Source organism: Amycolatopsis sp. NPDC051373 (assembly GCF_040689465.1).
Lineage (GTDB): Bacteria > Actinomycetota > Actinomycetes > Mycobacteriales > Pseudonocardiaceae > Amycolatopsis.
The window spans coordinates 51,186-75,889 of record NZ_JBFBAE010000004.1 but is presented as its reverse complement, the minus strand read 5'-3'; the positions used below and the strand labels follow the sequence as shown (position 1 = coordinate 75,889).

26 protein-coding genes, 1 tRNA gene and 4 pseudogenes are annotated in these 24,704 nt (G+C 67.5%); 12 read left to right on the top strand and 19 right to left on the bottom strand.

The features are described 5' to 3' along the window. Positions 1–52: 52 nt before the first annotated feature. Positions 53–505 carry a MarR family transcriptional regulator gene (locus AB0383_RS08705; RefSeq protein ID WP_364183631.1) on the bottom strand — a complete coding sequence of 151 codons (453 nt, stop codon included), beginning with the start codon at positions 503–505 and terminating at the stop codon, positions 53–55. 86 nt (positions 506–591) lie between these two features. Beyond that, complete coding sequence (locus AB0383_RS08700) at positions 592–840, bottom strand: hypothetical protein (protein WP_366186130.1); 249 nt, start codon at positions 838–840, stop codon at positions 592–594. Between the two features lie 163 nt (positions 841–1,003). Between AB0383_RS08700 and AB0383_RS08695 the strand changes: the two genes are divergently transcribed. Next, positions 1,004–2,251 carry a hypothetical protein gene (locus AB0383_RS08695; protein WP_366186128.1) on the top strand — a complete coding sequence of 416 codons (1,248 nt, stop codon included), beginning with the start codon at positions 1,004–1,006 and terminating at the stop codon, positions 2,249–2,251. Between the two features lie 71 nt (positions 2,252–2,322). Here the strand turns inward: AB0383_RS08695 and AB0383_RS08690 are convergent, their stop codons facing one another. Further along, positions 2,323–2,508: a hypothetical protein gene (locus AB0383_RS08690; RefSeq protein ID WP_366186126.1), complete on the bottom strand. Its 186-nt coding sequence runs from the start codon at positions 2,506–2,508 to the stop codon at positions 2,323–2,325. A 639-nt stretch (positions 2,509–3,147) separates the two neighbouring features. After that, complete coding sequence (locus tag AB0383_RS08685) at positions 3,148–3,387, bottom strand: hypothetical protein (protein ID WP_366186124.1); 240 nt, start codon at positions 3,385–3,387, stop codon at positions 3,148–3,150. Positions 3,388–4,258: 871 nt separating this feature from the next. Here AB0383_RS08685 and AB0383_RS08680 point away from each other — a divergent pair. After that, positions 4,259–4,342, top strand: a tRNA-Leu gene (locus AB0383_RS08680). Here the strand turns inward: AB0383_RS08680 and AB0383_RS08675 are convergent. From AB0383_RS08675 to AB0383_RS08645, 7 genes and pseudogenes are all read right to left on the bottom strand, one after another. Then, complete coding sequence (locus tag AB0383_RS08675) at positions 4,324–6,075, bottom strand: recombinase family protein (RefSeq protein ID WP_366186122.1); 1,752 nt, start codon at positions 6,073–6,075, stop codon at positions 4,324–4,326. The genes AB0383_RS08680 and AB0383_RS08675 overlap by 19 nt on opposite strands. After that, a complete protein-coding gene (locus AB0383_RS08670) occupies positions 6,065–6,229 on the bottom strand; it encodes a hypothetical protein (protein WP_366186120.1) in 165 nt (54 codons plus the stop codon). The genes AB0383_RS08675 and AB0383_RS08670 overlap by 11 nt, the downstream gene beginning before the upstream one ends. Continuing rightward, complete coding sequence (locus AB0383_RS08665) at positions 6,226–8,349, bottom strand: cell division protein FtsK (protein WP_366186118.1); 2,124 nt, start codon at positions 8,347–8,349, stop codon at positions 6,226–6,228. Before AB0383_RS08665 ends, AB0383_RS08670 begins: the two co-directional genes overlap by 4 nt. Next, positions 8,342–9,037, bottom strand: a pseudogene (locus tag AB0383_RS08660) (hypothetical protein). The gene AB0383_RS08665 and the pseudogene AB0383_RS08660 overlap by 8 nt, the downstream one beginning before the upstream one ends. Continuing rightward, positions 9,034–9,363, bottom strand: a complete 330-nt coding sequence (locus tag AB0383_RS08655; RefSeq protein ID WP_366186117.1) for a hypothetical protein — start codon at positions 9,361–9,363, stop codon at positions 9,034–9,036. The pseudogene AB0383_RS08660 and the gene AB0383_RS08655 overlap by 4 nt, the downstream one beginning before the upstream one ends. Continuing rightward, entirely contained in the window at positions 9,360–9,686 is a 327-nt protein-coding gene (locus AB0383_RS08650) for a WhiB family transcriptional regulator (RefSeq protein ID WP_366186115.1), read from the bottom strand. The genes AB0383_RS08655 and AB0383_RS08650 overlap by 4 nt, the downstream gene beginning before the upstream one ends. Beyond that, positions 9,668–9,862 (bottom strand): helix-turn-helix domain-containing protein, encoded by a 195-nt coding sequence (locus AB0383_RS08645; protein WP_366186113.1) that lies wholly within the window; start codon positions 9,860–9,862, stop codon positions 9,668–9,670. Before AB0383_RS08645 ends, AB0383_RS08650 begins: the two co-directional genes overlap by 19 nt. 155 nt (positions 9,863–10,017) lie before the next feature. On the opposite strand from AB0383_RS08645, the gene AB0383_RS08640 reads away from it, so the two are divergent. Further along, positions 10,018–10,398: a helix-turn-helix transcriptional regulator gene (locus tag AB0383_RS08640; RefSeq protein WP_204089414.1), complete on the top strand. Its 381-nt coding sequence runs from the start codon at positions 10,018–10,020 to the stop codon at positions 10,396–10,398. 111 nt (positions 10,399–10,509) lie between these two features. Beyond that, positions 10,510–11,406, top strand: a complete 897-nt coding sequence (locus tag AB0383_RS08635) for a helix-turn-helix domain-containing protein (protein ID WP_366186110.1) — start codon at positions 10,510–10,512, stop codon at positions 11,404–11,406. Here AB0383_RS08635 and AB0383_RS08630 read toward each other — a convergent pair. Then, entirely contained in the window at positions 11,301–12,311 is a 1,011-nt protein-coding gene (locus AB0383_RS08630; RefSeq protein ID WP_366186108.1) for a helix-turn-helix domain-containing protein, read from the bottom strand. The genes AB0383_RS08635 and AB0383_RS08630 overlap by 106 nt on opposite strands. A 161-nt stretch (positions 12,312–12,472) precedes the next feature. Between AB0383_RS08630 and AB0383_RS08625 the strand changes: the two genes are divergently transcribed. Then, positions 12,473–12,919, top strand: a complete 447-nt coding sequence (locus tag AB0383_RS08625) for a hypothetical protein (RefSeq protein ID WP_360595219.1) — start codon at positions 12,473–12,475, stop codon at positions 12,917–12,919. A 908-nt stretch (positions 12,920–13,827) separates the two neighbouring features. On the opposite strand, the gene AB0383_RS08620 is transcribed toward AB0383_RS08625, so the two are convergent. Further along, positions 13,828–14,592 carry an ESX secretion-associated protein EspG gene (locus AB0383_RS08620; RefSeq protein ID WP_366186106.1) on the bottom strand — a complete coding sequence of 255 codons (765 nt, stop codon included), beginning with the start codon at positions 14,590–14,592 and terminating at the stop codon, positions 13,828–13,830. A 9-nt stretch (positions 14,593–14,601) separates the two neighbouring features. Next, the gene (locus tag AB0383_RS08615; RefSeq protein WP_366186104.1) at positions 14,602–15,759 is read right to left on the bottom strand and encodes a hypothetical protein; all 1,158 of its coding nucleotides are present in this window, start codon (positions 15,757–15,759) and stop codon (positions 14,602–14,604) included. Between AB0383_RS08615 and AB0383_RS08610 the strand changes: the two are divergent. Further along, positions 15,743–16,042, top strand: a pseudogene (locus AB0383_RS08610) (transposase); the annotation flags it as partial. The gene AB0383_RS08615 and the pseudogene AB0383_RS08610 overlap by 17 nt on opposite strands. Positions 16,043–16,554: 512 nt before the next feature. Here the strand turns inward: AB0383_RS08610 and AB0383_RS08605 are convergent. Together AB0383_RS08605 and AB0383_RS08600 are read right to left on the bottom strand one after the other, a co-directional pair. Beyond that, a pseudogene (locus tag AB0383_RS08605) lies at positions 16,555–17,046 on the bottom strand (transposase family protein); the annotation flags it as partial. Between the two features lie 99 nt (positions 17,047–17,145). Continuing rightward, positions 17,146–18,543 carry a M1 family metallopeptidase gene (locus AB0383_RS08600; RefSeq protein WP_366186102.1) on the bottom strand — a complete coding sequence of 466 codons (1,398 nt, stop codon included), beginning with the start codon at positions 18,541–18,543 and terminating at the stop codon, positions 17,146–17,148. Positions 18,544–19,105: 562 nt separating this feature from the next. Between AB0383_RS08600 and AB0383_RS08595 the strand changes: the two genes are divergently transcribed. Next, a complete protein-coding gene (locus tag AB0383_RS08595) occupies positions 19,106–19,933 on the top strand; it encodes a Hint domain-containing protein (protein ID WP_366186100.1) in 828 nt (275 codons plus the stop codon). 12 nt (positions 19,934–19,945) lie between these two features. Here the strand turns inward: AB0383_RS08595 and AB0383_RS08590 are convergent, their stop codons facing one another. After that, positions 19,946–20,233, bottom strand: coding sequence for a hypothetical protein (locus AB0383_RS08590; protein WP_366186541.1), 288 nt, complete (start codon positions 20,231–20,233; stop codon positions 19,946–19,948). Here AB0383_RS08590 and AB0383_RS08585 point away from each other — a divergent pair. Beyond that, a pseudogene (locus tag AB0383_RS08585) lies at positions 20,184–20,285 on the top strand (response regulator); the annotation flags it as partial. The gene AB0383_RS08590 and the pseudogene AB0383_RS08585 overlap by 50 nt on opposite strands. A gap of 8 nt (positions 20,286–20,293) precedes the next feature. Here AB0383_RS08585 and AB0383_RS08580 read toward each other — a convergent pair. After that, positions 20,294–21,622: a carboxylesterase family protein gene (locus AB0383_RS08580; protein WP_364189503.1), complete on the bottom strand. Its 1,329-nt coding sequence runs from the start codon at positions 21,620–21,622 to the stop codon at positions 20,294–20,296. Positions 21,623–21,731: 109 nt separating this feature from the next. Between AB0383_RS08580 and AB0383_RS08575 the strand changes: the two genes are divergently transcribed. Beyond that, positions 21,732–22,337 (top strand): TetR/AcrR family transcriptional regulator, encoded by a 606-nt coding sequence (locus tag AB0383_RS08575; protein ID WP_364189488.1) that lies wholly within the window; start codon positions 21,732–21,734, stop codon positions 22,335–22,337. A gap of 131 nt (positions 22,338–22,468) precedes the next feature. Here the strand turns inward: AB0383_RS08575 and AB0383_RS08570 are convergent, their stop codons facing one another. Continuing rightward, positions 22,469–22,651: a hypothetical protein gene (locus AB0383_RS08570; RefSeq protein WP_364189486.1), complete on the bottom strand. Its 183-nt coding sequence runs from the start codon at positions 22,649–22,651 to the stop codon at positions 22,469–22,471. Positions 22,652–23,184: 533 nt separating this feature from the next. Between AB0383_RS08570 and AB0383_RS08565 the strand changes: the two genes are divergently transcribed. The 3 genes from AB0383_RS08565 (at position 23,185) to AB0383_RS08555 (ending at position 24,645) form a co-directional block, all read left to right on the top strand. Continuing rightward, positions 23,185–23,643, top strand: coding sequence for a hypothetical protein (locus AB0383_RS08565; RefSeq protein WP_364189483.1), 459 nt, complete (start codon positions 23,185–23,187; stop codon positions 23,641–23,643). A 67-nt stretch (positions 23,644–23,710) separates the two neighbouring features. After that, positions 23,711–24,040, top strand: coding sequence for a hypothetical protein (locus AB0383_RS08560; RefSeq protein ID WP_364189480.1), 330 nt, complete (start codon positions 23,711–23,713; stop codon positions 24,038–24,040). Between the two features lie 164 nt (positions 24,041–24,204). Continuing rightward, complete coding sequence (locus AB0383_RS08555) at positions 24,205–24,645, top strand: hypothetical protein (protein ID WP_364189477.1); 441 nt, start codon at positions 24,205–24,207, stop codon at positions 24,643–24,645. Positions 24,646–24,704: the final 59 nt, after the last annotated feature.

Here is a 24,704-nt window from a genome sequence, read left to right as displayed (position 1 = left end):
ACCCCACCGAATGCGGTTCCTGCGCCGGCAGCATCCACAACGGACTGTCCAATCAGTCCGGATACGTGAACCGTGTCAGCAAATCCATCAACTTCGCCGGCTCACCAGGCCGCAGGTGCGCCACCAACTCCCGCGCCGGCCCCACCGCGTCATCGTGCGCCGCGTCAAACGCCGTCAACCCGGCTTCGGTGATCTCGACCTCACGCACGCGCCGGTCCCCCGGCACGGACTTGCGGACCGCGTACCCCTTCTCCTCCAGATCGTCGACGACCCGCATGATCCCGGCCTTGTCCGAGCCCGTCGCCTCGACCAGGTCCCGCTGCGTGGTCGGCCCACGATCCACCAGGATGATCAGCACGGCGAAATGCCGCAGGTCCAGCCCGTGCGACCGCATGGCGGCCGTCATGGTGCTCGCCACCCGCGCGTGCGCCCGGCGCAGCAACAACCCCAGCGCGAACGGCGAGTCATCCCCCGGCCGATCAGTCGCCCGCGACTTCCCACTCATGCCCGCACTCTACCTCGCCTGATACGGTTTCATCCGATACAGACGGCGCGTGTTCAGCCTCTGAGTCACACTCCGCCAGGCGGAGCTCACCGCCGCCCTGCCCGGCGACGACCTCGTCCCCCCACGCCGACGTCGTCATGGACAGCGCGTTCACCCTGCCCGCCCCACCCGAGCACCAGCTTCTCGTGCTCCGGCAACGACCGGAACTCCACGTCGACGATCGGCTCGATCCGGTCGACCACGGCCTCGGCGAAGTTGTCCAGCACCCGCTTGAGCCGACGCCGGTCCCGCTCCTTCGTGAGCTGCCCCGACAGCAGCGCGGTTTCGACGGGCATGGCCTTCATCCGATCCCATCTGCGCGCCGCCGGACACGGGTTTCGCCTGAAAGCGCCAATACGACCCCAGCCTATTCCTACCGAAGAATTGTACAAGAATCGTACAAACTCGGTTCACGCGACGGTTTGACACTTTCCCGAATCGCGTGCAGAAATGGTTCTCATGCGAATTCCCCGAGTGCTCCTCCTCGTGCTCGCCGTCGCCGTCGGCGCGCTCGCGATCCCCGGCACCGCCGGCGCCGCCTACAGCGATCCGCTGACCACCACGACCCAACAGAGCCTGGTCTGGCACGCCACCCCGACCGCCGCGTTGACGGCGCTCGACAACGCGTTGCCCAACGTCAGCCTCAACACCGTCGTCAACGACCCCAGCTACCCCACCACCGGCTGCACCTCCGCCGAAAAAGCCGCGCTCCCCAAGGCGCCGGTGGCCACCACGTCCTTCTGCTGGGACACCGACCGCGCGAACAGCGCCACCTGGGTCCCCCAGGGCATCACCACCTCCGGCGACGCCGACGACGACGGCATGTGGGGCGCCGACAAGATCATCCTGTCCGGCTGGCACAGCGGCGACGCCCTCGGCCGCTACGACGACGCCCGCATCATGGCCGTCAACTACGACCAGCCGGCCGCGCCCACCAACCGCATGGTGTACCTCGCGGTCCCCAACAGCACCGGCTCGAGTTTCACCGCCGCCAAAGCCCACATGGGCGGCATGGCCTGGTACGGCGACAAGATCTACGTCACGGCCGTCGGCAACACCTCCACCGCCATCCGCGTCTTCAGCACCAAACACATCCTGCAGATGACCGACACGACGTCCAATTCGATCGGCAAGACGTCCGCCGGATACGCCGCCTACACCTACAAGTACGCCCTGATGCAAATCGGCTACTACACCTACGCCGGCGGCACCTGCAGCATGCAGTCCGACACCGGCGTCCCCTGCTTCTCCTCGATGTCCCTGGACCGCACCACCTCGCCCGCCACCATCGTCACCACGGAATACTTCGCCGACCAATCCCTCCACGGCCGCCTCTACCGCTACCCCACCGGCGCCGACTACCTCCTGGCGAGCACGGGCACCACCCCGGCCACCGAGGCCTTCCGCAGCTCCGTCGGCAACATGCAGGGCGTCCTCTCCCACAACGGCAAGTGGTACGTCTCCCACAGCTCCGCCACACTCAACGGCCAGCTCTGGACCCAGACGACCACTGCGAGCAACTCTTCGACCTGCAGCTCCCCCGCCACGACGGCCTGCTGGGCAGTGCATCCGGAAGCCCTGACCTACGACTGGTCCACCGGCCTGGTCTGGTCCCAGTCCGAATGGTCGACGACGGATTGCTCCACACAGGGCCAGACGTGTGGCCGCTCGGTGTTCGCCGTACCGCTGTCCTCGCTCCCGGTCTGACGGGTTCCCGGCCGGGCGCCGCTACGCCCGGCACCCTCTGGCACGAGATACCCGTCCTGCGTCCGCGTTTGTCAGTCGCGGTCTGCGGCTTCGGGGTACACGAAGTGACCATCATCATTGTCACCGACAGCGAACAGCCGCCAGCTCTCGACCTTCGGCCCCGAACTCACGGGAATGACTTCAATCCGTATCGAGTCCGAGCCGGTGACGGCCTCGACGATCAACTGGCCCCCAGTACCGATCTCCGCACCGGCCACTCGGAAAATCGGCTTTCGCGAAGCTTGAGGTCAGGGAAGCTGCCCGCACGTCGTACATCGTGGTGAAACTGTCGAACGCCTCGCCGCGGTCAGCACCACGCACCTCGGGCCAGTCCATGTCCCGCGAACCGAGCAAGATCACATCGCCGTGCACGACCCGAAACGGACACTGCGCGTGGATCGCGTGCTCCACCCGCCATCGGGCCGGAACACAACAACCACCATGTTCACGATCCGCCTGATCTCGACCAGGCGCATGCCCGCCAACATCCGGACCTGTTCATCAATGTGGGTCATTCACCGCATCCGAACAACGAAGTCCCTTTCGCAGGATCTCCTGCCAGCGGCCTCCCGACATCGTCGTTGCCGCTGCACCAAGCTCATCGCTGACCGTCTTTGCTCGTGATCTACCCAAGCGCGATCAGCTGCCGCACCCGCCGGCAGCCGGTCTGCCAACCTCTCGCAACTCTACTGAGCTTGCGGCTTGCCTTTCGTTGCGCAACTGCCGGTCACCTGCGTGTTTCCCGTTGACGTCGACGACCTTGGAACGCGGGTCCGCGTCCCGCACCGCCGAACCAGCGGACGGACCCGATAAGCGCACCGGCTACGACCCCAACGCAGCCGGGCCTCTCGCATGTCCTACGCCTTGCGGAGCCCGCTCGCTCCCATCGCGGCGACGATCTTCATAGCCACCGTGGACACGTCGAAACTGGACGCTCGGCGGTGACGCCAGCTCAACGACATGCTCAGGACGCAGGGGAAGCGGCCGAGATACGGGCGCGACGTCGTGGCGTTGTGAATCGAGCGCGTGCGCTGGCAGGTCGGCTGGATGTGCTGCTCGCGCCGCCGGTCATGCAGTCCGCCCACCGTCCGTGTCACGGACGCCGCGTTCGAGCTGATCCGCACGTTCTACATACCGTGCGAAGACGGGATCGAACAGGTGCCGCCTTCATGTCGAAGACGGAAGGGCGATCGCGGCCGCAGGGGCGTGACCGACCACCTCGCCGACGTCGCCGAAGTCCTGCGCAGCGAACAGCGAGTGCGGAACGCAGGACATGCTCGCGCGACTCGCCGACCGCACGCCGCCGAATACGAAGAGTGGACACCCAGCCGGCCGGCCGGCACCCCCCGCCGAGCACGGCGTCCGCCCAGCCAGGTCGCACGGCTTGATGGTCAACCGCGACGAGGACGTCGCTCAGGCCCTGGCGATCTACGAGACTGAGTGATCGGAGCGGCGGGGAATCTTCCGGCAGGTACGCAACTGCCGAGCAGCCCCCGGCAACCACTAATCCTCTGATTACCTGCTGAAACACCTACTCGGAGGCACCGGAGGGATCGCTCATGAACAGGCGCCACCCGGGTTGCCGTGTCCTTGGCTGCCCGCACTCCTTCCCCAGCGACAGCGGCTACTACCGGTCACTGAATCGCCTGACGCCCACACCGCGGTCAAGCGGCTCCGCCTCGCAAGGTGGCCTTACCCGCGGGCAAGCACCGGGAGGCCTCGAACCGAACGCGCTCCGGGCAGCCCGCGATAACCACCTCGCCCGTCCTCGATACCGACACCCAACGTCAGCAGCGACGAACCTTCAAGCCAGCAGCGCCGTCCACCGAAAGGGCTCCTGACCTGGTAATACTCTAGGTGTCCAATATCATGGGCAAAACACATGATCATCCCATCCGCCCCTTGAGCCGCAGGCGATACCCCCCTGAAAACAGGCCTCCGCGCGTCGTATACTCTCTTCATCAGCAAGTCCGAGTGGCGGAATGGCAGACGCGCTAGCTTGAGGTGCTAGTGCCCTTAATGGGCGTGGGGGTTCAAGTCCCCCCTCGGACACACACGTTAACCACACGGGGAGAGGCGGTCACCACGACCGCCTCTTTTTTGTTGTTGTAGACGACTTGCAGGCCCAGGTCTCGGTAGACCTGCATGATCCGGTCCGGGTTCCGCGAGTTCAGGTGCCGGGCGACGTCGCCGAGCGAGTCGAGCATCGCGTACACCTCAGCCACGTCGAGCGTGTGCGCTTCTGGTAGGTGCTGGAGCTCTTCCTTGGCGGCTTGTCGCTCGGCGTGAGCGATGTTCATCGCGTCGACCAGCGCCGCCGGGTCAACCCCTGCTTCGATCGCTGCCTGGTGCCTGCGCAGCCGTGCTTCCGCGTCCTTTAGCCGCTTCTCCACGGCCTCGCGGCCTGTACTCGACTGGCTGCCCTGCGCGCCGACCAGCGCGGCCACCGTCTCGTCACGGTTGGCCGGATCGAACACCTGACACAGCCACGCGTTGATCGGCGGAGTCACGACGTCCTCGCGAAGGTTCACCGTCTTGGGGTGGTCGGCGAGCGCGGCCGAGCCCGGAGCCAGCGTTCGCGCGATGCACCGGTAGTAGACACCATTCCGAATCGCCGCGCCCTGCATCTTCCGCGTGCAGATCTCGCAGCGCACCAACCCTTTCAGCAGATAGGTGTGCTTAGTGGCGCTGCGTTCTCGATCGAGCTTCGCGATGCCGCGCATTCCGCCGGCCGCGCGTGATCGGCGTACCAGCTGCGCCTGCGTGAAGGTCTCCACCGAGACAATTTCTGGATGCGCGGGCCGCCGCGACCGAACAACACGTTCCGGCTCCGCGCGGCGGAATCGCACGACGTGCCCCGCGCTCACGTCATCTGGGTTCAGCAAGGTTTCGTGCTTGGTCCAGCGTCCGAAGATCGCGTATCCGGTGTAGCGCGGATTCTCCAAAATGGATCGAACGGTGCTTCCTTGCCAGCCATCGCCGAGTCGGTGGCGGTTCTGGTCGCGTCGACGTTCCGAAGGGCAGGGCACTCCATCCTGATTCAAGCCTTTCGCGATCGCGCGGTCGCCAACGCCTTCCAGGTACTCAGCGAAGATCCGCCGGACAACGTCGGCCGCCTCGGCATCGATCGCCAGTACGCGCAGCCGGAACCCCTCAGCAGCCTTCCGCGGGTTCGGGTGCGGCCCGCCATCGACCACGACGTACCCGTACGGCGCCCGGCCGCCCTGGTGACGGCCCTCGTTCACGACCTGAGCGTCCATCGCTGCGCGAACGCGTGCTTGGACGTGCTGGCGCTCCGATTCGCTCATCCCGCCCAGCACGCTCATGAGCATCTTGTGCGACGGGTTCCGGGCGTCGAACTTCCCGCCCAGTTCGGGCACCCACAGGTCCACCCCGTACGCCGCGAACCGTGGCGCGATCAGCGAGAACTGGTTGCCGAACCAACACCGGGTTCCCTCGCCGACCACTACGGCATTCCACGTGCGTCGCGGGTTCTTCAGCTCGGCGAGCAGCCGCGCGGCTTCGGTACGTCGGTCCCAAGGCACCGAGCGGGACTGCCCAATGTCGAAGAACTCGGCCACGACCCGGCCGCCGAGCGGCTCGACGAACTTTCGTGCGTTCCCGAACTGCCAGCCGCGCGAAGTCTCGGGGTCCTGGTTGTCCTCGGTAGAGCACCGGCCGTAGACGGCCAGCTCTCCGATCCCGTCGTCGACCGGATCGGCAACTTCGAGACCCAAGATGTCGTCCAGCGTCGACCACGGGTCATTGCTGATTTCAGCCGTCACGGTCCACCTCCTCCGCCGGTCCGTCCAGTACCGGCACCTCGGTAAGCTCGATCAGGATGGCCAGCAAGCCGCGTGCGACAGCAGGCGTCAGGTTTGGCAATCCCGCAGGTAGGATAACTCGGATCGGTCGATCCTCGGAGTGATCGGTAATCATGGCTGATCTTCTTCGACGTCCGGCCCTTCGCCGCTGGTCGCGCGGCTGATGGCACTCCTGATTTCAGCCGTCAGGTATCCGCGCACCTGCTTAACCTCGCCGTCGTCGCCGGTCACGCGGTCCCGGGTCGGCCGACATCCGAGGTCGGTCATTTCCTGGGCGAACGTCCGCCGGTCCATCTCCAGCGCGTCGAGCAGTTCGGCCGTCGGTACGAAGTCCCGGCCGTCCTCGCTGAGATCGTCGCCCAGGTAGTCGACGATCGACGCGAGCAGCGCGGGCATCTCAACCGCGTCGACGGGCTGGCCTGCGCTGATTGCCATCATCGCCGCGGCGTGGTCGAGCAGCGGCATGGTGTCCTGCCCGGCCGCGTGCCCGGTCAACGTCCCGGCCGCTTCGCGCAGCGCGCGGCCTTGCTCGCAGATGGTCCGCCAGTCCTCGTTCGGCATGTAGTAGGTCCGGACCGTCATGGCCAGGACGTCGGCGCCTGCCGCGGTGTCGCCGTCCGGCCGCAGGATGCCGACGCCCTTGTGCGAGGGCAGTAGCCGCGACGAGTCGAATCCTCGCGTGTTCATCTGCTCGCCGAGCACGATGTTCGAGTCGCGCCAGTCCATCACCCGCAAGGCGAACCTGGAGCCGAGCACCGCGCGCAGCCCTGACGGGATCGTCTTCGAGTCCGGCCGCTGCGTCGCGAGGACGAGCACGATCCCGGCGGCCGGTCCCTTCTTCGCCAGCCACGTCAGCAGCTCACCGACGTACTCACCGGCCGGTAGCTTCTTTCCTTGTACGTCAACGGGTGTGCGGTCCTCCAAAGGAACCTGGACCTCATCGATGAAGATCGCTGTGATCGGCATGTTCAACGCCTTGTCACGGGACATCTCCGGCGTGACCTTCGACTCCGGGCAGGTGAGGTCGTCCAGGTCGCGCATCCGCCGGAATCGCGTCTGCACCTCGCCGACCAGCTCGATCAGCCAGTCGACCAAGGCCAGCACGTGTTCGGGCTCGTCGCCGGACATGAACCGGTGCGCTACCATGCCGGCCGCGTCCCAGTCCTTCCCGGCCTTGAAGTCGGCCACGTACAGCCGGACCCACGCGTCCAGGATGAGCCCGGCCGCGGCGAGCCGGGCGGAAAACGTCTTGCCCTGCCGCGGAATCGCGCCGACGAGCAGTGACGTCCACACCAGCGGAAGGTCGATCTGCCGATCCCGCGCGTCGCGTCCGAACGGAATTGGCCGCCACGCGTCCCATTGGGTCACGCCGAGCAGCGGTGTCCGCAACGGTGGTGACGCGTACGGGTCTTCATCAGCCACCCACATCGCCACGCGACCGGCATGCCCGCCGTTGCCGCGCACTCGCTCGACGATCAACTGGACTTCGTCGACCGCGAGCGCCGACGCGAGTGCGTCCCGGTTCTTCACGACGTCGGCCGCTTTGCGCGTGGCAGGAAGGTCGACAATGACCGCCCAGCCGTCACCGACGCGCGTCGCGCGCTCGACGAGCCGCAACGTCTCGTCCTTGCCGATCAGTTTCGCGTCCCGGAACGCGTCCACCAGGACCTGCGGGTCCATCGTCCAGGTCAGTGTCCGCGGTCCGGCGAGCGCCGGCTTACGCCCGGGACTGCCGTCCTTCCTGCGTCCGAGAACCGCGAGCGCCACCGACGCAGTGGCCCCACCGATCCACAGTGGATCGTCCCCATACACCAGGTCGACGACGGTCCCCGCAATGGCGACAACGACCACGACGGCACCGCTGACCGTCCACCGGAACAACGTCAGCGCCCGGATTTCGATGAACTTGTCCGCCAGCTTCTCCGACTCCTCGGCGGCCGTCCGATAATCCCGGACGGTCACCCACCTGCGCCACCACCGCGCACCGACGACGACACCGCGCACAACCGCACCGAGGAACCGCAACGGCGACAGAACCAGCCACACCAACGCATCCTTGAGCGCCTGGACCGCCTGCGGCTTGCTCTTGAGCCACAACGGCACCCGTGGCGAGTGCAACCACCACAGCACGAGACGGTTCCGACGTCGCTCACGCCGACGTGGCTGCGGCAACGTGTCGTCGACCAGTTCGCCGTCGAGCACGGGATCAGCCTTGACCGGCAACGAGTCAGCCATTGGCCACCTCCGCGCGCAGCGCCCGCGCCAGCCGGGGTGACAGCCCGCGCGAACAGCCGGTCGCCCGCCGCACCCACGCCGCGTGATCTCAATGTCCGGCGTCCAGCTTTCCCGAGCGATCGCGAGGTAGTCGCCGAACAGGACGCGCCTACCGGCGTTCACGGGTTCCTCGTGAACAGGCCGCCGTTCAGCAGCCACGAGCACGGCGTCCGTGAGCTTGTCCCGAAGATCGGTGATCGCCTCGACCGCGGCGAACACGACCAGCGGCGGCACCGAGTGCAGGACGATCGCCGCGGGCTCGCCGGCCGCGAACGACGTCCAAGTGTTCATGGCATACGTGGCCGCGAGGGTGAACCACTTCGCCCGCCGCACCCACGGACCCGTCCGGACCTGGTATCGCGCGGTCACTTGCTCTGCGCAGGATCGCGAGCAGGACCAGTGAGACGGTCGGGTCCAGTACCCACGCCGCCAGCCACGGCAGCGAGCCCGGCTGTGTTCCGGCAGACGCGAAGCCCTGGACGTTGGTCATCGTGAACGCCAGTCCGAGCACGATCCCGGTCCAGCACATCCAGTCGACCTGCCGCCGGACCCGCTCGATCCGCAGCGCGACGACGTCCGGATCGGTCTGGTAGGCGCGCACCTCCGCGGCTTCGGCCGCGTCCTGCGCGAGCCGTTGACCACGGTTCATCGGCGACCACTCCGCTTCCGCGTGTCGACGGTGGTCACGGTCATAGCGCGAGTCAGCGCGTGCGACGCGAACAGCGCCGGCAGGCCGAGCACGGCGACCAGCAGCCACGGGCTACCCGGGTGCGCAATCACCACCCACTGGACGGCGACGATCAAGCCAGCGTTGAAGAGCACCCGCCCGACCAGCGATACGAGCCGCGCCCCGCTCCGAGCGGCTTCGGCAGCAGCCTTCGCCCGGCGGGAACCGGCCCGCCAGACCCAAAACAGCACGAGCAGCACGCCGGCACCGGCGAGGATCTGCGTGGGCGTCACCGTGAGTCCGTTCATCGCGCACCCCGATCGATCCGCTCGCCGCGGCGCCGCCAGTGCGGGTACAGCGCACGCCGGTCGTCGTCGGTCATCGCGCCCCAGACACCGACCGTCTCGGCGCCGGCCGTCCGAAGCTCCAGTTCGAGACACTCGTTCTGGACCGGGCAGCCACCGCACACGCGCTTGGCGAACTCTCGATCATCACGAGCGTCCGGCGGCCCGCCCGCCGCCGGGGTCATGCAGGCTCCATCGCTGGTCACGATGTCGGTCAGGACGTCGGTGGGCACCCATCGCAAGCGATCCAGCCGCCACGCGATGCCGATCAGATGGAGGTCGTCCATGCCGCACCTCCGTCCTGAAGCGCCTTGGCCAGCTCAGCGGAGGAGACGCGCAGGCCGGTCCGGCATCGGGTGGCGCGCAGGGCGCCGGTCCGGATCGCCCTGCTGACCGTGTTGCGGGAGACGCCGAGAATCCACGCGGACTCGGGAATGGTGTGAGAGGTCGTTTTGGTGTTCATGAGAGAACCATTCTGTTTATTTCAAGACTATGTTGTTTATTTCAGCTGTTACGCGGACGTGTTTGCCCGCGCGCCGCGGCAACACGCACCCGCGGCGCTAATGGACGGCTGAAAAGCCGCTAATCTCGGCGCTGAGGCGGAGCGCGGAGGAATACGTGACGGAGGACTGGGCGGCGGTCGCGAAGGCGATCGACATGCGCGTGCGGGAACTGGGCTGGCGGCAACGCGAGCTGGCCGAGCGGTCGCACGTGTCGCAAGCGACCGTGCGCGAGCTTCAGCACCACGTCGTCGAGCGGCGCCGCAGTGCTAGGACGCTTGAAGCGCTGTCGACGACGTTGGGCTGGCACCCGCGGCATCTGCTGGCCGTGCTGCAGAACCGCACGCCGCCGCACCCTGACGAGCCGGCCGACGACGGCCACGAGCTCGCGTCCCGATTGGACGCGCTCGAACAGCGGCTGGCCGAGATCACCGACCGGCTCGAAGACGTTCAAACAAGCCTGGCGACCGTGGTCGAGCACATCCGGCCGAAGCGTTAGCGAGGTCTTTTCCATGCCTTCAATTCAAGGCTGGAACGGCCTCGCAACCCATGCACAAACACCGCAGGACCACCGCACAACCACCGCAGATCACCGACATTCGGGAGCGCAATGAATCCGGCCGGGGGATGGACGGGACGCACGGCGACGGCATTGCAGTCGGCATTACGGCTGAGTCAAGAGCGCTTCGCCGAACGCCTGGGAATCAGCGCGCGCACGGTCGGGTCGTGGCACAAGAAACCGAATCTTCGACCGCAGTCAGACATGCAACAGGTCTTGGACACGGCGTTGGCGCAGGCGTCGGACGCCGAGCGCGACCGGTTCGGCGCCTTGACCGGCGACGCACCGGCCAGCGCCTCGCCGGCCGCGTCGAGCGAGGCCGATGAACGCCTGGACGCCGACCCTCACATCGGCGCCGCACTGGAGTGGCTCGACCGTCACGCGCACTGGACGCCGGGTACCGCGCGTCGCGCTGTTGCCGATCGTCTCGCCCGCATCGACGCCCAAGAGCTTCAAGACCGTGGGACGCGGCGTGGTTGGGTCAGCCAACGCGACGTCGCGGCCGCGCTGACCACTTACTACGGCAGCCGGCTCGACGATCACGGCCTGTACACGGCGCAATGCGGTGATCTCGCCATGAACACCAGCGTTCTGACCTGCGCAGACTGGCTCGACCTGGATTGCGAGCTTCGTCCGCCGTATGACCGGCTCCAGGTGCCGAGCGCACAGCCGGAAGCCGACCTAGACCTGGACGACCGCGCCGCCGACCGCGCTGTTCAGCGACTCGCCGAGACGCTGTCCATGAACACCCGGCTCACGGACAGCCCGATCTACCGGCTCACGAGCACGGACATCCGTGAACACCAGCTTCGCGGCACGTTCGGCGTGTCCCAGTTCGTGCACTACGCGCTGACGGCCGACCTTCTCGAAGGTGAACTGGTCGACGCGGTGGCCGCGGGCTCGGCAGCCATGCCGCTCAGGGACCGCTCCTGCACCAGCAAGAGGTAGTCCGCTTCACCGCGGAACGGATCGGCGGGCCGTGCGATCGCCGTCAACGCGAGCACGCCACCAGCGCAAAGCCGTCCCGGAAGGTCGAGCACGGCCTGAAGATCCGGCAGGTAGCGATCCCGGAGCGGCATCCGACCCGGTTGTACCGCGCGGCTGTCGTGTAGCTCCCGTTCGAGAAGATCCATGGTCAGGGCGTACTCGACGAACGGCACCACCTGGACGTCGCCGCTGACCATTTCCGGTCGGATCTGCACGTCCGTGAGCCGATACAGCGGCACGTCCGCGATGCGTACGTCGTCGGCCGCGGCTTCGGCCAGCCGCCGAACCGCCCCGACTTCGTCGACCGGCTCACGTGCCGCATTCTCGTCGGCAGACAGCACAATCCGGTCGTTCTTGGCCGTCAACGGGCAAGCAAGGTCCAGCCAGTCCGGCCGGGTCAGGACGCTGGTCGCGACCTCAACCTGTCCGCAGCGCGCGGCATACAGCACATGCCCGGGAACCGAGTCGCTGTAATAGTTCGCCAAGGCGGCTGCAACACGACTCCGACCGGCCGGCGCGTCGGAATGCGGCTTCACCGACGCGGCGGTTGCCACGCGTCCGCGTGCAGTGCCGGGAGACCAGCCGGCGTGTCGGTCCAGCCAGCCGAATGCAGGCTCAAGCGCCGAGCCAAGCTCCGCCGTCCCGTTCAGCGGATGCAGGCCGATCAGTTCGCGCAGCTCGTCTGCGGTGCGGCCGAGAACCTTGGCCAGCTTCGGCCACTGGTACGGCAGGGGCGCGTAGTCGCCAGCTTCCCACCGGATGACCGTCGTGCGGTCGACGCCCATCACCTCGGCAAGGTTCTCCTGAGTCAGCCCGGCCGCCTTACGCGCTGAAACAAGCTCCTTGCGTCGACGAACGCTGACCACTCGACCACCTCATCCCGGTTGACGCGATCAGAGCGTATCAGCTGTCATTGCAGGTAAAGGCTCCAAGTGCCACATCCCCGCCGCAAAACATCAACGTTTCCGCTCTGGGCCACGCCCAACTCTCCGGATTGGATGATTTCAACAGATCCAAAGACCAGGGGGTGGATGTGACCAGCGGCGAACACGGCTCGCGCTTGTACGTGACCTGGCACCGTTGCGTGGCAGACAACCTGGACCACGCCGTCACCGACGAGGCTCTGGCCGATGGCATCGCGCGTCAGGAAGGCCGTTACCACACGCTCTGCGGCCGCAATGTGCTGTTTCACTCCTGCCTGACGCCTCCTGGCCGGCCGTGCGCTACCTGCAAGTCGCTGGTCTGGCTCCGCACGGCCCCGCCGTCGGCCGAACCCGCGTCCCATCGCAAGCCGTCGTGCTGGCGTCGCGTCTTCGGCCGTCTCCAGACTCCGGCTGTCCTGCTGCCGCGCCCGCCTCAACGCGTGCGGCTCATTCCCGAGCAGGACAGCCGGACCACCACGTCGGCGGGGACGGGCAGCACCCCGAGCGCGCCCGTTCCCGCCGACCACCATCACCGGCGGCCGACCCGATGACGGTCTTCATAGCGCGCCCGCTGTCCGGCACGGTCGGCGAATCCCGCCGCGTCGTCCACGTCTTCCCGCTCCCAGCAGGGGGTTCGGCGCCTGAACGGCTGACGGCGTATTGCGGCGTGACGTTCGGCCGGAGCGAGCTTGAGTTGTTGGAACGCCCGGTCGGGATGCCGTGCGTGACCTGCCTCCGCCTCGCACCCACCTCCAGCGACGCCGACCGGGAGGCGATCGAGCGATGACGCCGAGCCCGCCGATCGCGCCGGCGTTTCAACGTGAGCTGGACCCGCTGCTGCTCCTGCCGGCGCGGCTGTTCGTACTGTGCCAACTGGTGGACATGCGCTGGCGCAGGGCTGTCGTGGCCGGGACCGCTCTGGGCGTGGATGGGCGGAGTCTCGCGCCCCACCTGATGACCTTGCGCGCCGCCGGATACGTGGAGACCCGGTTCGAGAGAGGAAGCCTGGTGCTCCGTTTGACACCGCGCGGACTCGACGGGCTGACCGAGCACGTGACTGCGCTGCGCTCTGTCGCGAACACAGCCGCCGAACTCGTCACTGCGCGACGCGCTCCGCCCATCCGGTGTGCTGTGACGGGTGTGGCCCGATGCGCTAAACCGTCTGAAGGCGGCTGTTCGTGACGACTGTGACGGGACCCCAGCCGAGCTGTCACAGCCGTCACGCGAGCGTTCTCGCAGGTCAACCGGCATTCGTTGCCGTCACAAGCCGTGTGACGGCCGTGACGGCTATCTCGGACTGCGATAGCCAAGATCGCACGGGACGGGAGACCGCCACTACGGCCCGGTGACGGGCGCTGAGTCTTGGCTGTTCCGGCGTCGCACCCCTCGCGACCATCCGAGCGGAACGGCCGAGTCGGCCCGGCCGGCGCAGGTTGACTGCGCCGGCCGGATGCTGGCTTTACCGGGCTGCGGCGAGGCCGTCGTGGGTGAGGTTGAGCGCGTCGATCAGGTTGGCACGGCTGCCCGCACACATGTTGGCTTCCAGCTCACCGTCGTTCGTGTCGCTGGTGAAAGCCAGGACTCGGCCTGTGTGGGCGAGGTCGTACACGGTCAACGGTGTGCTGCGGACCCTATCGCCGTCCTCGTCGTGGGTCGCGGCGTAGAGCTTGTGCACCGCTACGCGCTCGGTGCGCATCAGGTGCCGCATCAGATCGGCCACTCCGGACAGCTCCGACATCGGATCCGCATCTACGCCTTCGAGGTAGGCCGTCGGCACCCTCAGCTGCTGGATGCGGGCGGGCGCGCACCCCGGCAAGGTGTCCACCAGGCTGGCCGCCATGCCACGCGGCTGGATCGGGTCGAGCTGGATCGACCGGTTGTCGGTGATCAGCCGCACCGCGTCGTGGCCGGCCGTGGCCACGAAGACGGCGCCGTTGTCGTCCGAGTGGCTTCCGAACGCGGTCCACGAGTAGAACTCCCGCTCGGGCACGGCCAGCAGGCTGAGCGTCGCGCGGAACTCCGAGGTGAGCCGACCGTCATCTGTGGCCAGGCGCAGTGCGGTGAACCGGGACAACGAGCGCCTGGTGAGTTCCTTGGCGAACTCAGCAGTCGAGTAACTGTCGTCCGGGTCGACCACAGCCGGGAGATCGCCCAGCTCGGCCAGCTTCCACGCGACGAAGAACGCCGATCGCGGCATCCGGACCGGCTTGTCGATGATCGTCATCGTCGTGCCTCAGCCGCCGATTGTCGGTGGGGTCGGCGGCAGCCCGGTCCACGGGTCACGCAGCCGTCCGTCCTCGTCATCGACGATGTCGAACGCGGAATCGTCCTCCACCACGTACTTGCGCTGATGCTCCTTGTCCTCCTCACCCTTGCCGCCCTTACCGGCACCACCCATGGCGCCCATCCCGGACGAACCCCGAGCGCCGGCGGCACCGCGCGCCCCCGCACCGGCCCCTCCACGCCCCACCGATTCCTCAGCACCTGCACCGGCTCCGCGACCGGCGCCCAGCGGGCCGGCAGAGCCGCCCGCGCGGCCACCACCGCTCACGCCGCCCGATTCACCACCGAAACCGCCGCCACCAAACCCGCTGGTCGGGCCGAACCCGCCGATGCCACCCGGCGACCACGAGTTGCCGCCGCTGCCGCCACCAGGCGGCAACGACGGCGGCGGACTCCAGGTCGAGCCGCCGGTCGGATTCGTGGACGGTGGAGTCCACCCCGAGGTCGTCGTCCCGTCACCCGGCCCGCTGTCGGGCTGGAAACCAACGGGCGTGGTCACGCCAGGCCCGTGGGCTACCGGGACCGTCGAACCCTGCCCCGGCGTGAATGTCGGCGACCCCCCGCCGTTGCCCCGGCCACTGCCAGTCTCTCTGCGGGCGCCAATCTCGGCCTGCTTGCTGGTGACAGGCTGGCCCGAGCCGATCGTGACCTTGCCACCGTCGAAGGCGGCAAGCTGGCCGTAATCGATCTTCAGCCTCTGGCCGCTGGCCTGCGCGTGCGTCGCATACCCCTGGTACTTCTGGAGGTTCTGCTGCCCGACGTTGTTGTAGTCCTGGATCTGTTTCTCAGTGTCGGTCTGCCACCAAGCCGCTTCGTCGAAAAAGTTCTTGTGCGGCGGAGCCGGTGGCATCGGCTGCAGCGACTGTTTCATCTCGTCGAACCCGTGCGCCAGGTCGCTGACGTTCTGCGAATTGGATGTGAACGTCTCCGACGCCGATTGAGACACGTCCGCGAGCGGTCTGATCCGACCCTGCGCCGCATCTGCTCCGCCGCCGGTCCACACCGACTCCAGATTCGAACTCAGCTGCTGTACGCGCCCGCTGATCTGGCTGTGTTCTGAGGCGAGGTCAGCTGCATCAGAACTGCCCGTTGTGCCAGTCAGGCGCACCTTTGCAGAGAAGTACAGCGACGAGCTGCGTGAGCGGGCGACGCGGATGGCGTTGGACGCGATCGCGGCCGAGGGTCAGCGGATGGCGGCGATCCGCCGGGTCGCGGGTCAGTTGGACGTGCATCCGGAGGCGTTGCGGACGTGGGTCAAGCGCGCCGAGATCGACGCCGGCACGGCGCCCGGCCGCACCAGCGATGATGCCGCGCGGATCGCCGAGCTGGAACGCGAGGTGCGTGAGTTGCGGCGGGCGAACGAGATCCTGAAGACGGCCTCGGCGTTTTTCGCCGCCGCGGAGCTCGACCGCAAAATCAAGTAGCGCCTGACGATTCCGCGCCTGGCCGGCGATCCGGGCGAACGCGGGAATCGGGGTGGAGATCGAGGTTCTTGGGCGTGTTCTCGGCCAGGCCGAGAACATCACGTCCCCCGTCGGCGGATGTTCGGGTGCAGCGGAGCCCGCGCCGCCCAGGAGGTACACGGTCTCGCCGGTGCGCAGCGGGGCCTCCGCTGGGCCCTTCACGTGCGGGTTTGCGCCAATGCCCGCGAACGGTCCACCGGGACCTGGTAGCTGCGTTCGGCGTGCTGCTCGTGCTGTGGGGTGTCGGCGCGATCGTGGATCCGCACGACGCGCACGGCGTGGCGGTTGTAGCCCTCGCGCTCGGCCCGGCGGCGGAAGGTGCGCGGCAGCGGTTGCTCGTCGGCGGCGGTGACGCCGGGGTGGGTGATCAGCAGCCACGTCCCGCGCACGGCTGGCCCCAGGCGACGGTGGTGTTCTTGATCTGTTCCCAGCCGACGTCGGTCGTGGTAGGCGGTGCAGTCGTTGCGGCTGCCCGGTTGCGGATTGCCGGTGGCGATCACCAATCTGGTCTCGGCGTCGATGGCGACCTGCACATTGCTCGAGTAGCGGTAGTTCTTCGACGGGGTGGTCAGCCGGTGATCCCGGGTCGGAACCAGAGTGCTGTCCACGATCGCGACTGCATCGATCCGGCGTTTGCGGACCGGGGCCAGCGCCAGCAGCGGGCCGATCGTGTCGCTTCCCCCGGTGCGCGGCGGAGTGCGATGCCCCGAACAGCGGGCCGATCTGGCGCATGGTCAGGTTCTTCCGCCACTAGGTCGCGACCAGTAGAACCCGGTCTGCCAGGGGCAATGCCCACTGCCGGCCCGGCCGTCCGTCCACGGTCTTGTTTCCCCCCGCTTGGCAACCAGCCGTATCGGCTTGCGGAGCTGACCCGGTTCCCGCCCGGTGAACGGGGCAATCCACTCCGGCCGCGACGCTGTGATCACCTGCACCACACCGACAGGATCAACTACCGACCCAGCCAGCCCGACACCGGGTTACGAGACATCCCTTAGGAGAGCGTGACGCGGTCGGTGCAGTCCATGACGTGGTCAGAGTGCCGGCTTGCCCGCTTGGTAGAGCCAGGCGTGGAAGAACGAGTCGAGGTTGCGGTGGGTCAGTCGCTCGACGAACTGGATGAATTGCCGCGTCGAGACGTTGCCGTATCGGTGAGCGGTCGGCCACTGCGTGAGCACTTCGAAGAAGGCGCGGTCGCCGATCTTCATGCGCAGCGCCTGCAGTACCATCGCGCCGCGGTTGTAGACCAGGTCGTCGAAGATGTGATCACGTCCGGGGTCGGCGACTTCGCCGCTCCAGTCCTTCTCGTCGGCGTAGGCCTTCGCGAAGGTCTGTTGCACGGGGACGTTGTTGAATTTCTCCTGGTAGAGCCACTCGGAGTAGGTCGCGAAGCCTTCGTTGAGCCAGATGTCGGACCAGTGCACGGGAGTGAGGCTGTCGCCGAACCACTGGTGGCCGAGTTCGTGGGCGAGCAGGTCGCCGTCGACATCACTGGTGCTCTGGTCGTAGACCGGCCGGCTCTGCGTCTCGAGGGCGTAGTCGACGCCGACGTCGGCGAGGATCCCGCCGGTCGAGTCGAACGGGTACCGCCCGTACATCGAGGATTCCCATTGGATGACCTGCGCCGTGGTCTGGTTGAACACCTTGCCCTGACCGGGCTTGGTGTCGATCGACTTGCCGATCGCGGTGATGTTCGGCAGGCCGCCGGCCACCACGCCGCGGGTGACGTCGTAGTTGCCGATCGCGAGCATGCTCAGCTCGCTGGCCATCGGCCGGTTCATGGTCCAGCGGAAGGTGGTCTGGTGATCGTGCGTGGTGGTGGGCCCGGGTTCGCCGTTGGCCAGCACCGTGAGTCCGGTGGGGACGGTGATGGTCTGGGTGTAGGTCGCTTTGTCGTCGGTGGTGTCGTTCACCGGGTAGTAGGTCGCCGCACCGATCGGCTGGTTGAGCGCGACCGCGCCGTCCTTGGTGGCGACCCAGCCGGAGACGCCCAGCGCGGGGTCGTCGATCTTCTGCGGGATGCCGGCGTAGCTCACCGAGACGACGAACGAACTACCCTTCCGTAGACCGTGCGGCGGGGTGATCGCCAACTCCTGGGCACCGCTGCGGCTGTAGGTGGTGTTTCGGCCGTCCACCGAGAGTCTGCTGATCTTCAGCGGTCCCTGGAAGTCCAGGTCGAAGCGGGAGAGATCCTGTGTGGCCGTGGCGAGGATCGTCGTGGTCGCGTTGATTGCTTTGGTTTCGGGGTTGAACGCCAGCCGGATGTCGTAGTGACTGACGTCGTAGCCGCCGTTGCCCATGTCGGGGAAATACGGATCCCCGGCGCCTGGAGCACCAGGCGAGTACAGCGGTTCTCGTGCCGGCGCCGCATCCGCTGCCGGGCTCGTCGCGGCCAGCAGACCGGCGGCCAGTGCGCCGGAGATGATCAACAAGTGGCCACGGCTACGGTTGGCGCCTCGCATTGGTTTGGTCCTCCTCGACAGTCGTCGACGCTGAAGAGTAGGACCGATCCGACACGCGGATCAAGTCTGTTGCGGGCGGCTTCGAACGTTCGGTTCGGGCGGCTCCCGGGCCGGTCGTGCTGCTGAGGTTTCCGGGGCAATCGCTTGAGGACCTTCCGTCGGAGGTCGCGCGCAACATCCGATGGAAGAGCACGCCCGTCCGACCACCGTTGGTGAAGGGTCACCACCGCGAAACCCCAGCAGCAATGTGTGGATCGAACGCAACAGCGGCAAGAAGTACTAGGCAGACTTCATCGTCCTTGGCAAGGACGGTGTCCACTGGGTCGTCGAAGGCCAGTCGGACCGGAGGAAGCGCTCGACACCGATGGGCTCGAGGACCAGCGCGCAGCCGAAGAGTGGGCCCCGGTTCGTCCGCGACAAAGTCAAGTTCGGGGACCTGGCGATACACGTTCGTCACTGAGACCCATCTCAAGTCAGCCACGAGCCGGGAAGAACTGTTGGTCCGTACCAAAGCCATCCTCCAACTTCAAACTTGTCGGGCGGGGCCCTGCCCGGAGCGACTCGCGGAGCCCACCAACGAAGGCAAGCGAACGCTGCGGCAGCTGCGATCACAACTGCCGCAGCCGCTGCGAACCAAGCCGAGTACGAGGAGGCGAAGAAGGCCGCCGCGGACAAACGCAGCTGGGTCGACGTCGCCATCCAGGTCGGCGGCGACATCCTGCAGGAGATCTTCGGTGTGAAGGGCATCGTCGACAACTGCATCAAGGACTTCTACCTCGCCGCCTGCGGCTGGGAGGTACTGACCGCGCTGCCCTGGGGCAAGATCCTCAAGGGCGGGAAGATCGTCGAGAAGATCGTCACGGCGTTCAAGGACACGCTGTCGTGGATCCGGCGCCGGGACAAAGCGATGGCCGATCTGCGAGCGGTTGAAGCTGCAGAGCGGCGACTGTCGAGCATCCGTGGCTGCAACAGCTTCTCAGCCGGGACCCTTGTTCTCACGGGAGACGGCACCAAAGAGCCGATCGAGGACGTCAAGGTCGGCGACAAGGTCCGCAACGCCGAACCTGACAACCGGAACACCGAGATCCACACGGTCACAGCTCTGCACATCACCGACAACGACCGCGACTTTGTCGATGTCACCATCGCGACCCTGAGCGGCCCAGAGAAGATCACCTCCACGGCGCACCACCCGTGGAGGGACGTCACCACTCACACCTCAACCGATGCCACCGATCTCAAGCCTGGTGACCTGCTCGACACACCCGGTAACGGCAACGTCGCCATCAAGTCTCTCAACCGGTACACCGGCAGCCTCCGCACCTACAACCTGACCATCGGCACTACCCACACGTACTAAGTCTTGCGGGCGTCACGCCGGTACTGGTTCATAATTCCGGAGGTACGTGTGACGCAGGGCACCGAGGTTTCGGGTGGTGGCGGGTTGCGGGGGCACGTTGAGCTGCCGCGCCTGGGCCGGCACAGCCATCAACTGCTGCTCCAACTCGACTTCCTGCTCGAGCGGCTCGGCCGACTCGCTGCGCAGTTGTGCGGTGAGCTCGACCAGCTTTTCGCGTTCCTCGTCGCGCAGTCGGGTCGCGGACGCCACCCGAGCCGACATCGTGCTCATGGACGTGCGCATGCCCGAGATGGATGGCATCGAGGCAACCCGACTGCTGACCGAACGCGCGCCCAAGGTGCGCGTTCTGACTGTGAATCCTCAGCGGCGCCAGTGGCGGACGACGGCAGAGTCTGCCGTGAATCGTGGCCAGGGCGGCTCGGTGGCGGGGGTGCCGGTGCGGATGAAGCCGAGCCAGGCGGCGCGCAGGTGTCGGCCCAGTGTCTCGATGTCGTTCGGGTCCGCGCCGGCGAGCATCGGCGCGGTGGCCCAGTCGGCGTCGGTGCCGAACAGGAAGGGCAGCTCGATGCAATGGGCGGCCCCGAAGGGGGAAGCAGGCGCGGCGTAGTCAAATCGGTAGGCCCAGACGCGTGCCCCGCTGTCGTTGAGGCGGGCAGCCAGACGACGGGTGGGGCGGTTGAACACGGCGTCGCTCGCGAGACGTTCCCAGGTGTTGACGATCATTGGTCCCACGGCGGGGACTCGGCGCAGGCTGCGCAGCGCCGGATTCAAGGTGTAGAAGGCGCTCATCTCGCGTGCGGTGGTGCCGACGATGACGTCCAGCGTGGGCGCGCGGTTGACGAGGCAGGTGGTCCAGTTCGCCTCGTCCGGGAGTGGTCCGACTCCGGCGACGGGGCTGAACGGGGATGCGATCTTCAGCCCGAACCTGCCGGCAGCTGCGCGCGCGACCTCACTCTGGGCATCGAGGATGTCAGGCACCGAAGCGGCTCGCGGGTCCTCGCCGAGCCGGGTGAGGAACCGTTGGGCGGCACGCTGGGCGGTGCGGGCACTAGTGAGGTCGAAACGCGGCGAACTTTGGAGGATAGCCCGGCGAAACAGGTTCTCGGCGGCGGGCATGCCCAGTAGAGACTGCACGGTGTGGCCACCTGCGGACTGGCCCGCCACCGTCACCGCGTCCGGGTCACCGCCGAACGCGGCGATGTTCTCGCGCACCCACCTCAGCGCAGCAAGCTGGTCGGCAAGGCCCAGGTTGCCCTCGGAAATCCCCGGGGCACGCAGATAACCGAGCACGCCCAGCCGGTAGCTGACCGAGACGACGACCACGTCACCTTCCCGGGCCAGCCGATGGCCGCCGTACCACTTCCACGAGCCGGCGCCCGAGATCCAGGCGCCACCGTGGAACCACACCAGCACCGGCCGAGCATGATCGTCGGCCCCAGGGGTGGTGATGGTCAGGTTCAGGCAGTCCTCACCCTGTTCATGGTGCTCCGGGGCACCCATGACGGGCTCCAGCCGGGACGGCCTCTGCGGGGCGATCGGACCGTCGACCGTGGCGTCCCGCTCCCCGCTCCAGGCGGGCACCGTGCGGGGCGGGCCGAACCGCTCGCAGGTGGCATAGCGCACACCCCGGAAAACGGTCAGGCCGTCCTCGACCCGCCCGCGCAGCACGCCATCGGCCGTCTTCGCCATGGTGAGCACAGAAACCTCCTCGGATCAGCCCAACGCAAGTCAACTTGCGTTAATTCCAGTGAAGCGCCCTTCCGGCCAGAACGCAACTAGACTTGCGATGATGAGAGGTATGGCACCACTCCGCCCGGCCCCCTCGCACCGTCGCGGCGCCGCCGTACGCCAAGCCGTCCTCGAAGCCACCACCGAACTCCTGGCCGCCGAGGGCCTGCCAGGTGCTCGCGTCGCCGACATCGCCGCCCGCGCGGGAGTCCACGAGACCTCCGTCTACCGCCGGTGGGGCACCCGCAACGCCCTGATCCTCGAGGCCCTCTCCGATCGTCTGGACGCTGAGCTGCCCCGTCCGGACACCGGCTCCACCCGCGAGGACCTGACGACCTTCTTCACCGACCTGGCAGCCTTTCTCGCCACGCCTACCGGCCGGGCGCTGGCCCGGATCACCCTCGTCCAACCGGACGACACACGGTTCGAGGAACTGCTCGAGCAGTTCTGGACTGCCCGCCTCGACCGCGTCGGCGCAGTCATCCAACGCGGCATCGACCGGGGCGAACTCCCCCGCGAAACCGACGCGGAACTCCTGCTGGAGGCCCTGACTGGCTCGCTTCACCTGCGCATCCTGGAACGCAAACTGCCGGCTGACCTCGACTACGTCCGCCGGCTCGTGGACCTCCTCCTGGCCGGAGTCCGCTCCACTGCACCGCCTGCCGAACGCGCGTAGTTTCGTGGACTCCCCTGGGCGCGCCAGCGTCGTCAACCGAGTGCACCGCCGGCGCCGTGCGCGGCCGGGTGCGCCACACCGTCCAACTCCGAGATCCACTCGGATGCGGCCTGCTCGTTGCCCTGACGTGGTTACGTCCTCCAGCGCCGCACATCGCTCTCCTCGGCGCGGACGAGATACTCCTGTTCGCCGGCGAAGGAGGCCAGCAGCCGCGAGAGGGCGAACGTCGCGGTCCAGACGTGGCCGGTCTCGCCGTCCGGCTGACGGTTGTGGGCGAAGTCCTTGGCGATCGCCAAGTTCTTCGTCCACGACATCCCCAAGCGCTGCTCTCCGGTGGCACCCCGTACAGCCGTTGCCGTCGCCACGGCCGCCGCGCGCGCCGCCCACTGGGATCTCCTGATCGCCAGGCGAAGTAGCCGGCGTGCTCGACCATCTGCCGCCACGCATCGGCACTGGCGAGCGGATCACGCCGCGGTCTGAACCGCCACACCGCGGGAAGCACCGCGGCCATGTCGTCCGTGGTCAGCTCTCCCGCCTGGAAACTCGCGTACAGCGTCTGGGCGTCCCCGACGTAGACGCCGTCGAGGAACATCTCGGGCCGGCGGGCGGCGAAAGAGCTCGGCGAAGGCAGCGCGCGGGAAGGTCGTGCCATCGATCATCTCCTCACCGGGGCGTCCGCCTCGAGTACACCGCCGAGGCCGGTAGCGAGTACTTCGCCGCGCCGCCGACACCTGGTTGATCCACTCGAACGTCGGCAACGCGCGGCCGATGCCCCGTCGGCGGTAGAAAACGTCGTACCCGCGTGTGATCGTTTGGTGACCGCCGCTTGCCCTGGAGGACACCGCTGATGCCCGCAGCCCGACCGACTCCGGAGCAGGAGGCCGCGGTCGACGCGTTTCGCCGCGGCGATCACCTGGCGCTGCAGGCCGGCGCCGGCACGGGAAAGACGACGACGCTGACCATGCTCGGCGCGGCCGCCACCCGCAGGCGGGGTCGGTATCTGGCGTTCAACAAGGCGATCGCGGCCGAGGCCCGGCGAAAGTTCGAAGTTGGTGTCACTGACCGATTAATGGCACACGGTGTTCATCAGGGCGGATCTTTTCGAACTGGCCGCCGGCACGGTGGTGCGATGGCACCCGATCCCGGCGACCCGGCCAAGGGCCACACTGGGAGGCCTCGCATGCGCGTCTTCGTTCGTTCGGTCACCCGGTCTGGGCCGCTGTCGCGCTGGTCGGTGGTGGCATCATCATCACCGGCGGCGTGGCGGAGCCGCGACCTGCCCGCGGTCGTACCTGCCACTGCCTGACCCGGTCTGCACCCCGGGCGTCTACTACTCGTCTGTCACCCAGTCCACCAGCCACAGCACCATCTGCGTGTCCGGCTGGACTGCCACCGTCCGACCCTCCACGTCCTACACGAACGCGCTCAAGGTCCAGGGCATCGCCGACTACGGCTACAGCGACACCAACCTGGCCGACTACGAAGAGGACCACATGGTCCCGCTCGAGCTCGGCGGCTCGCCCAAGGACCCGGGCAACCTCTGGCCCGAGCCCTACTCCGGCACCCAGACCGCCCACACCAAGGACGGCACCGAGACCAAGCTGAAGAACGCCGTCTGCGCCGGCACCATCACCCTCTCCGCCGCCCGCTCGGCGATCAAGAACAACTGGACCACCGCCCTGCAGGTCACCGGCATCGGCTGACCCATCCAGCACCGCAGCAGCAGTCCCTGGCTACCAGCCCCGGCGCAAACGTTTCGCGGCCGCCGCGACGCCGACGCCTCGAATCCGAGGTGTGCTGCGGACGGCGACGGCGTTGGTTGGGGAAGGGCAGGCAACCGGGCGCCGGGTTCGCGCGTGGCAAGAGCATGACGACCAAGGCGCAACACGAGACGGACCACGGCTGGTTGGACTTCATGCCGTGGTCCGTCCGGCGCCGTGACCTTCGCGAACCCGGCGCGAAGCTGCCGTTGCCGGACCCGCCCGCGTGGCAGCGGGGCGGCGCGATCGTGGCCGACCTCGCCATCCACCTGACCATCGCGATCGTCGTCACGATGAACCTCAACTTGCCCGTTCTGCCCACGCTGATCGGGACGTACACCGTGGTGTCGTTCGTCCACCGGGTCCTGCTTCAGCGGTGGTGGGGTGCCACGACCGGCCGGGCGCTGTTCGTCCTGCGCTACCTCATCACAACCACGGGGGCGAAACCGAGCTTCGGTGTGCTCCTCAAAGCGTGGCTCGTCCTGGGGTACTTCGCCCTCTTCGGCGGCCTGGGGTACCTGGCCGAGGTGGCCGGGTACGTTGGCTAGGCCCCCGGACATGGTGATCCGTCGAGGGCCACCCGGCTGTAGTCGCGGCGTTTCGACGT

What these genes read in the sequence shown, in the direction of transcription:
- AB0383_RS08620 (WP_366186106.1), bottom strand. Translation starts at nt 14,592, where the DNA reads ATGACGATCATCGACAAGCCGGTCCGGATGCCGCGATCGGCGTTCTTC.
- AB0383_RS08700 (WP_366186130.1), bottom strand. Translation starts at nt 840, where the DNA reads ATGCCCGTCGAAACCGCGCTGCTGTCGGGGCAGCTCACGAAGGAGCGG.
- AB0383_RS08590 (WP_366186541.1), bottom strand. Translation starts at nt 20,233, where the DNA reads ATGCCATCCATCTCGGGCATGCGCACGTCCATGAGCACGATGTCGGCT.
- AB0383_RS08645 (WP_366186113.1), bottom strand. Translation starts at nt 9,862, where the DNA reads ATGAACACCAAAACGACCTCTCACACCATTCCCGAGTCCGCGTGGATT.
- AB0383_RS08565 (WP_364189483.1), top strand. Translation starts at nt 23,185, where the DNA reads ATGCCCGCAGCCCGACCGACTCCGGAGCAGGAGGCCGCGGTCGACGCG.
- AB0383_RS08650 (WP_366186115.1), bottom strand. Translation starts at nt 9,686, where the DNA reads ATGGACGACCTCCATCTGATCGGCATCGCGTGGCGGCTGGATCGCTTG.
- AB0383_RS08635 (WP_366186110.1), top strand. Translation starts at nt 10,510, where the DNA reads ATGAATCCGGCCGGGGGATGGACGGGACGCACGGCGACGGCATTGCAG.
- AB0383_RS08580 (WP_364189503.1), bottom strand. Translation starts at nt 21,622, where the DNA reads ATGGCGAAGACGGCCGATGGCGTGCTGCGCGGGCGGGTCGAGGACGGC.
- AB0383_RS08570 (WP_364189486.1), bottom strand. Translation starts at nt 22,651, where the DNA reads ATGTCGTGGACGAAGAACTTGGCGATCGCCAAGGACTTCGCCCACAAC.
- AB0383_RS08655 (WP_366186117.1), bottom strand. Translation starts at nt 9,363, where the DNA reads ATGAACGGACTCACGGTGACGCCCACGCAGATCCTCGCCGGTGCCGGC.
- AB0383_RS08670 (WP_366186120.1), bottom strand. Translation starts at nt 6,229, where the DNA reads ATGATTACCGATCACTCCGAGGATCGACCGATCCGAGTTATCCTACCT.
- AB0383_RS08695 (WP_366186128.1), top strand. Translation starts at nt 1,004, where the DNA reads ATGCGAATTCCCCGAGTGCTCCTCCTCGTGCTCGCCGTCGCCGTCGGC.
- AB0383_RS08665 (WP_366186118.1), bottom strand. Translation starts at nt 8,349, where the DNA reads ATGGCTGACTCGTTGCCGGTCAAGGCTGATCCCGTGCTCGACGGCGAA.
- AB0383_RS08705 (WP_364183631.1), bottom strand. Translation starts at nt 505, where the DNA reads ATGAGTGGGAAGTCGCGGGCGACTGATCGGCCGGGGGATGACTCGCCG.
- AB0383_RS08575 (WP_364189488.1), top strand. Translation starts at nt 21,732, where the DNA reads ATGGCACCACTCCGCCCGGCCCCCTCGCACCGTCGCGGCGCCGCCGTA.
- AB0383_RS08555 (WP_364189477.1), top strand. Translation starts at nt 24,205, where the DNA reads ATGACGACCAAGGCGCAACACGAGACGGACCACGGCTGGTTGGACTTC.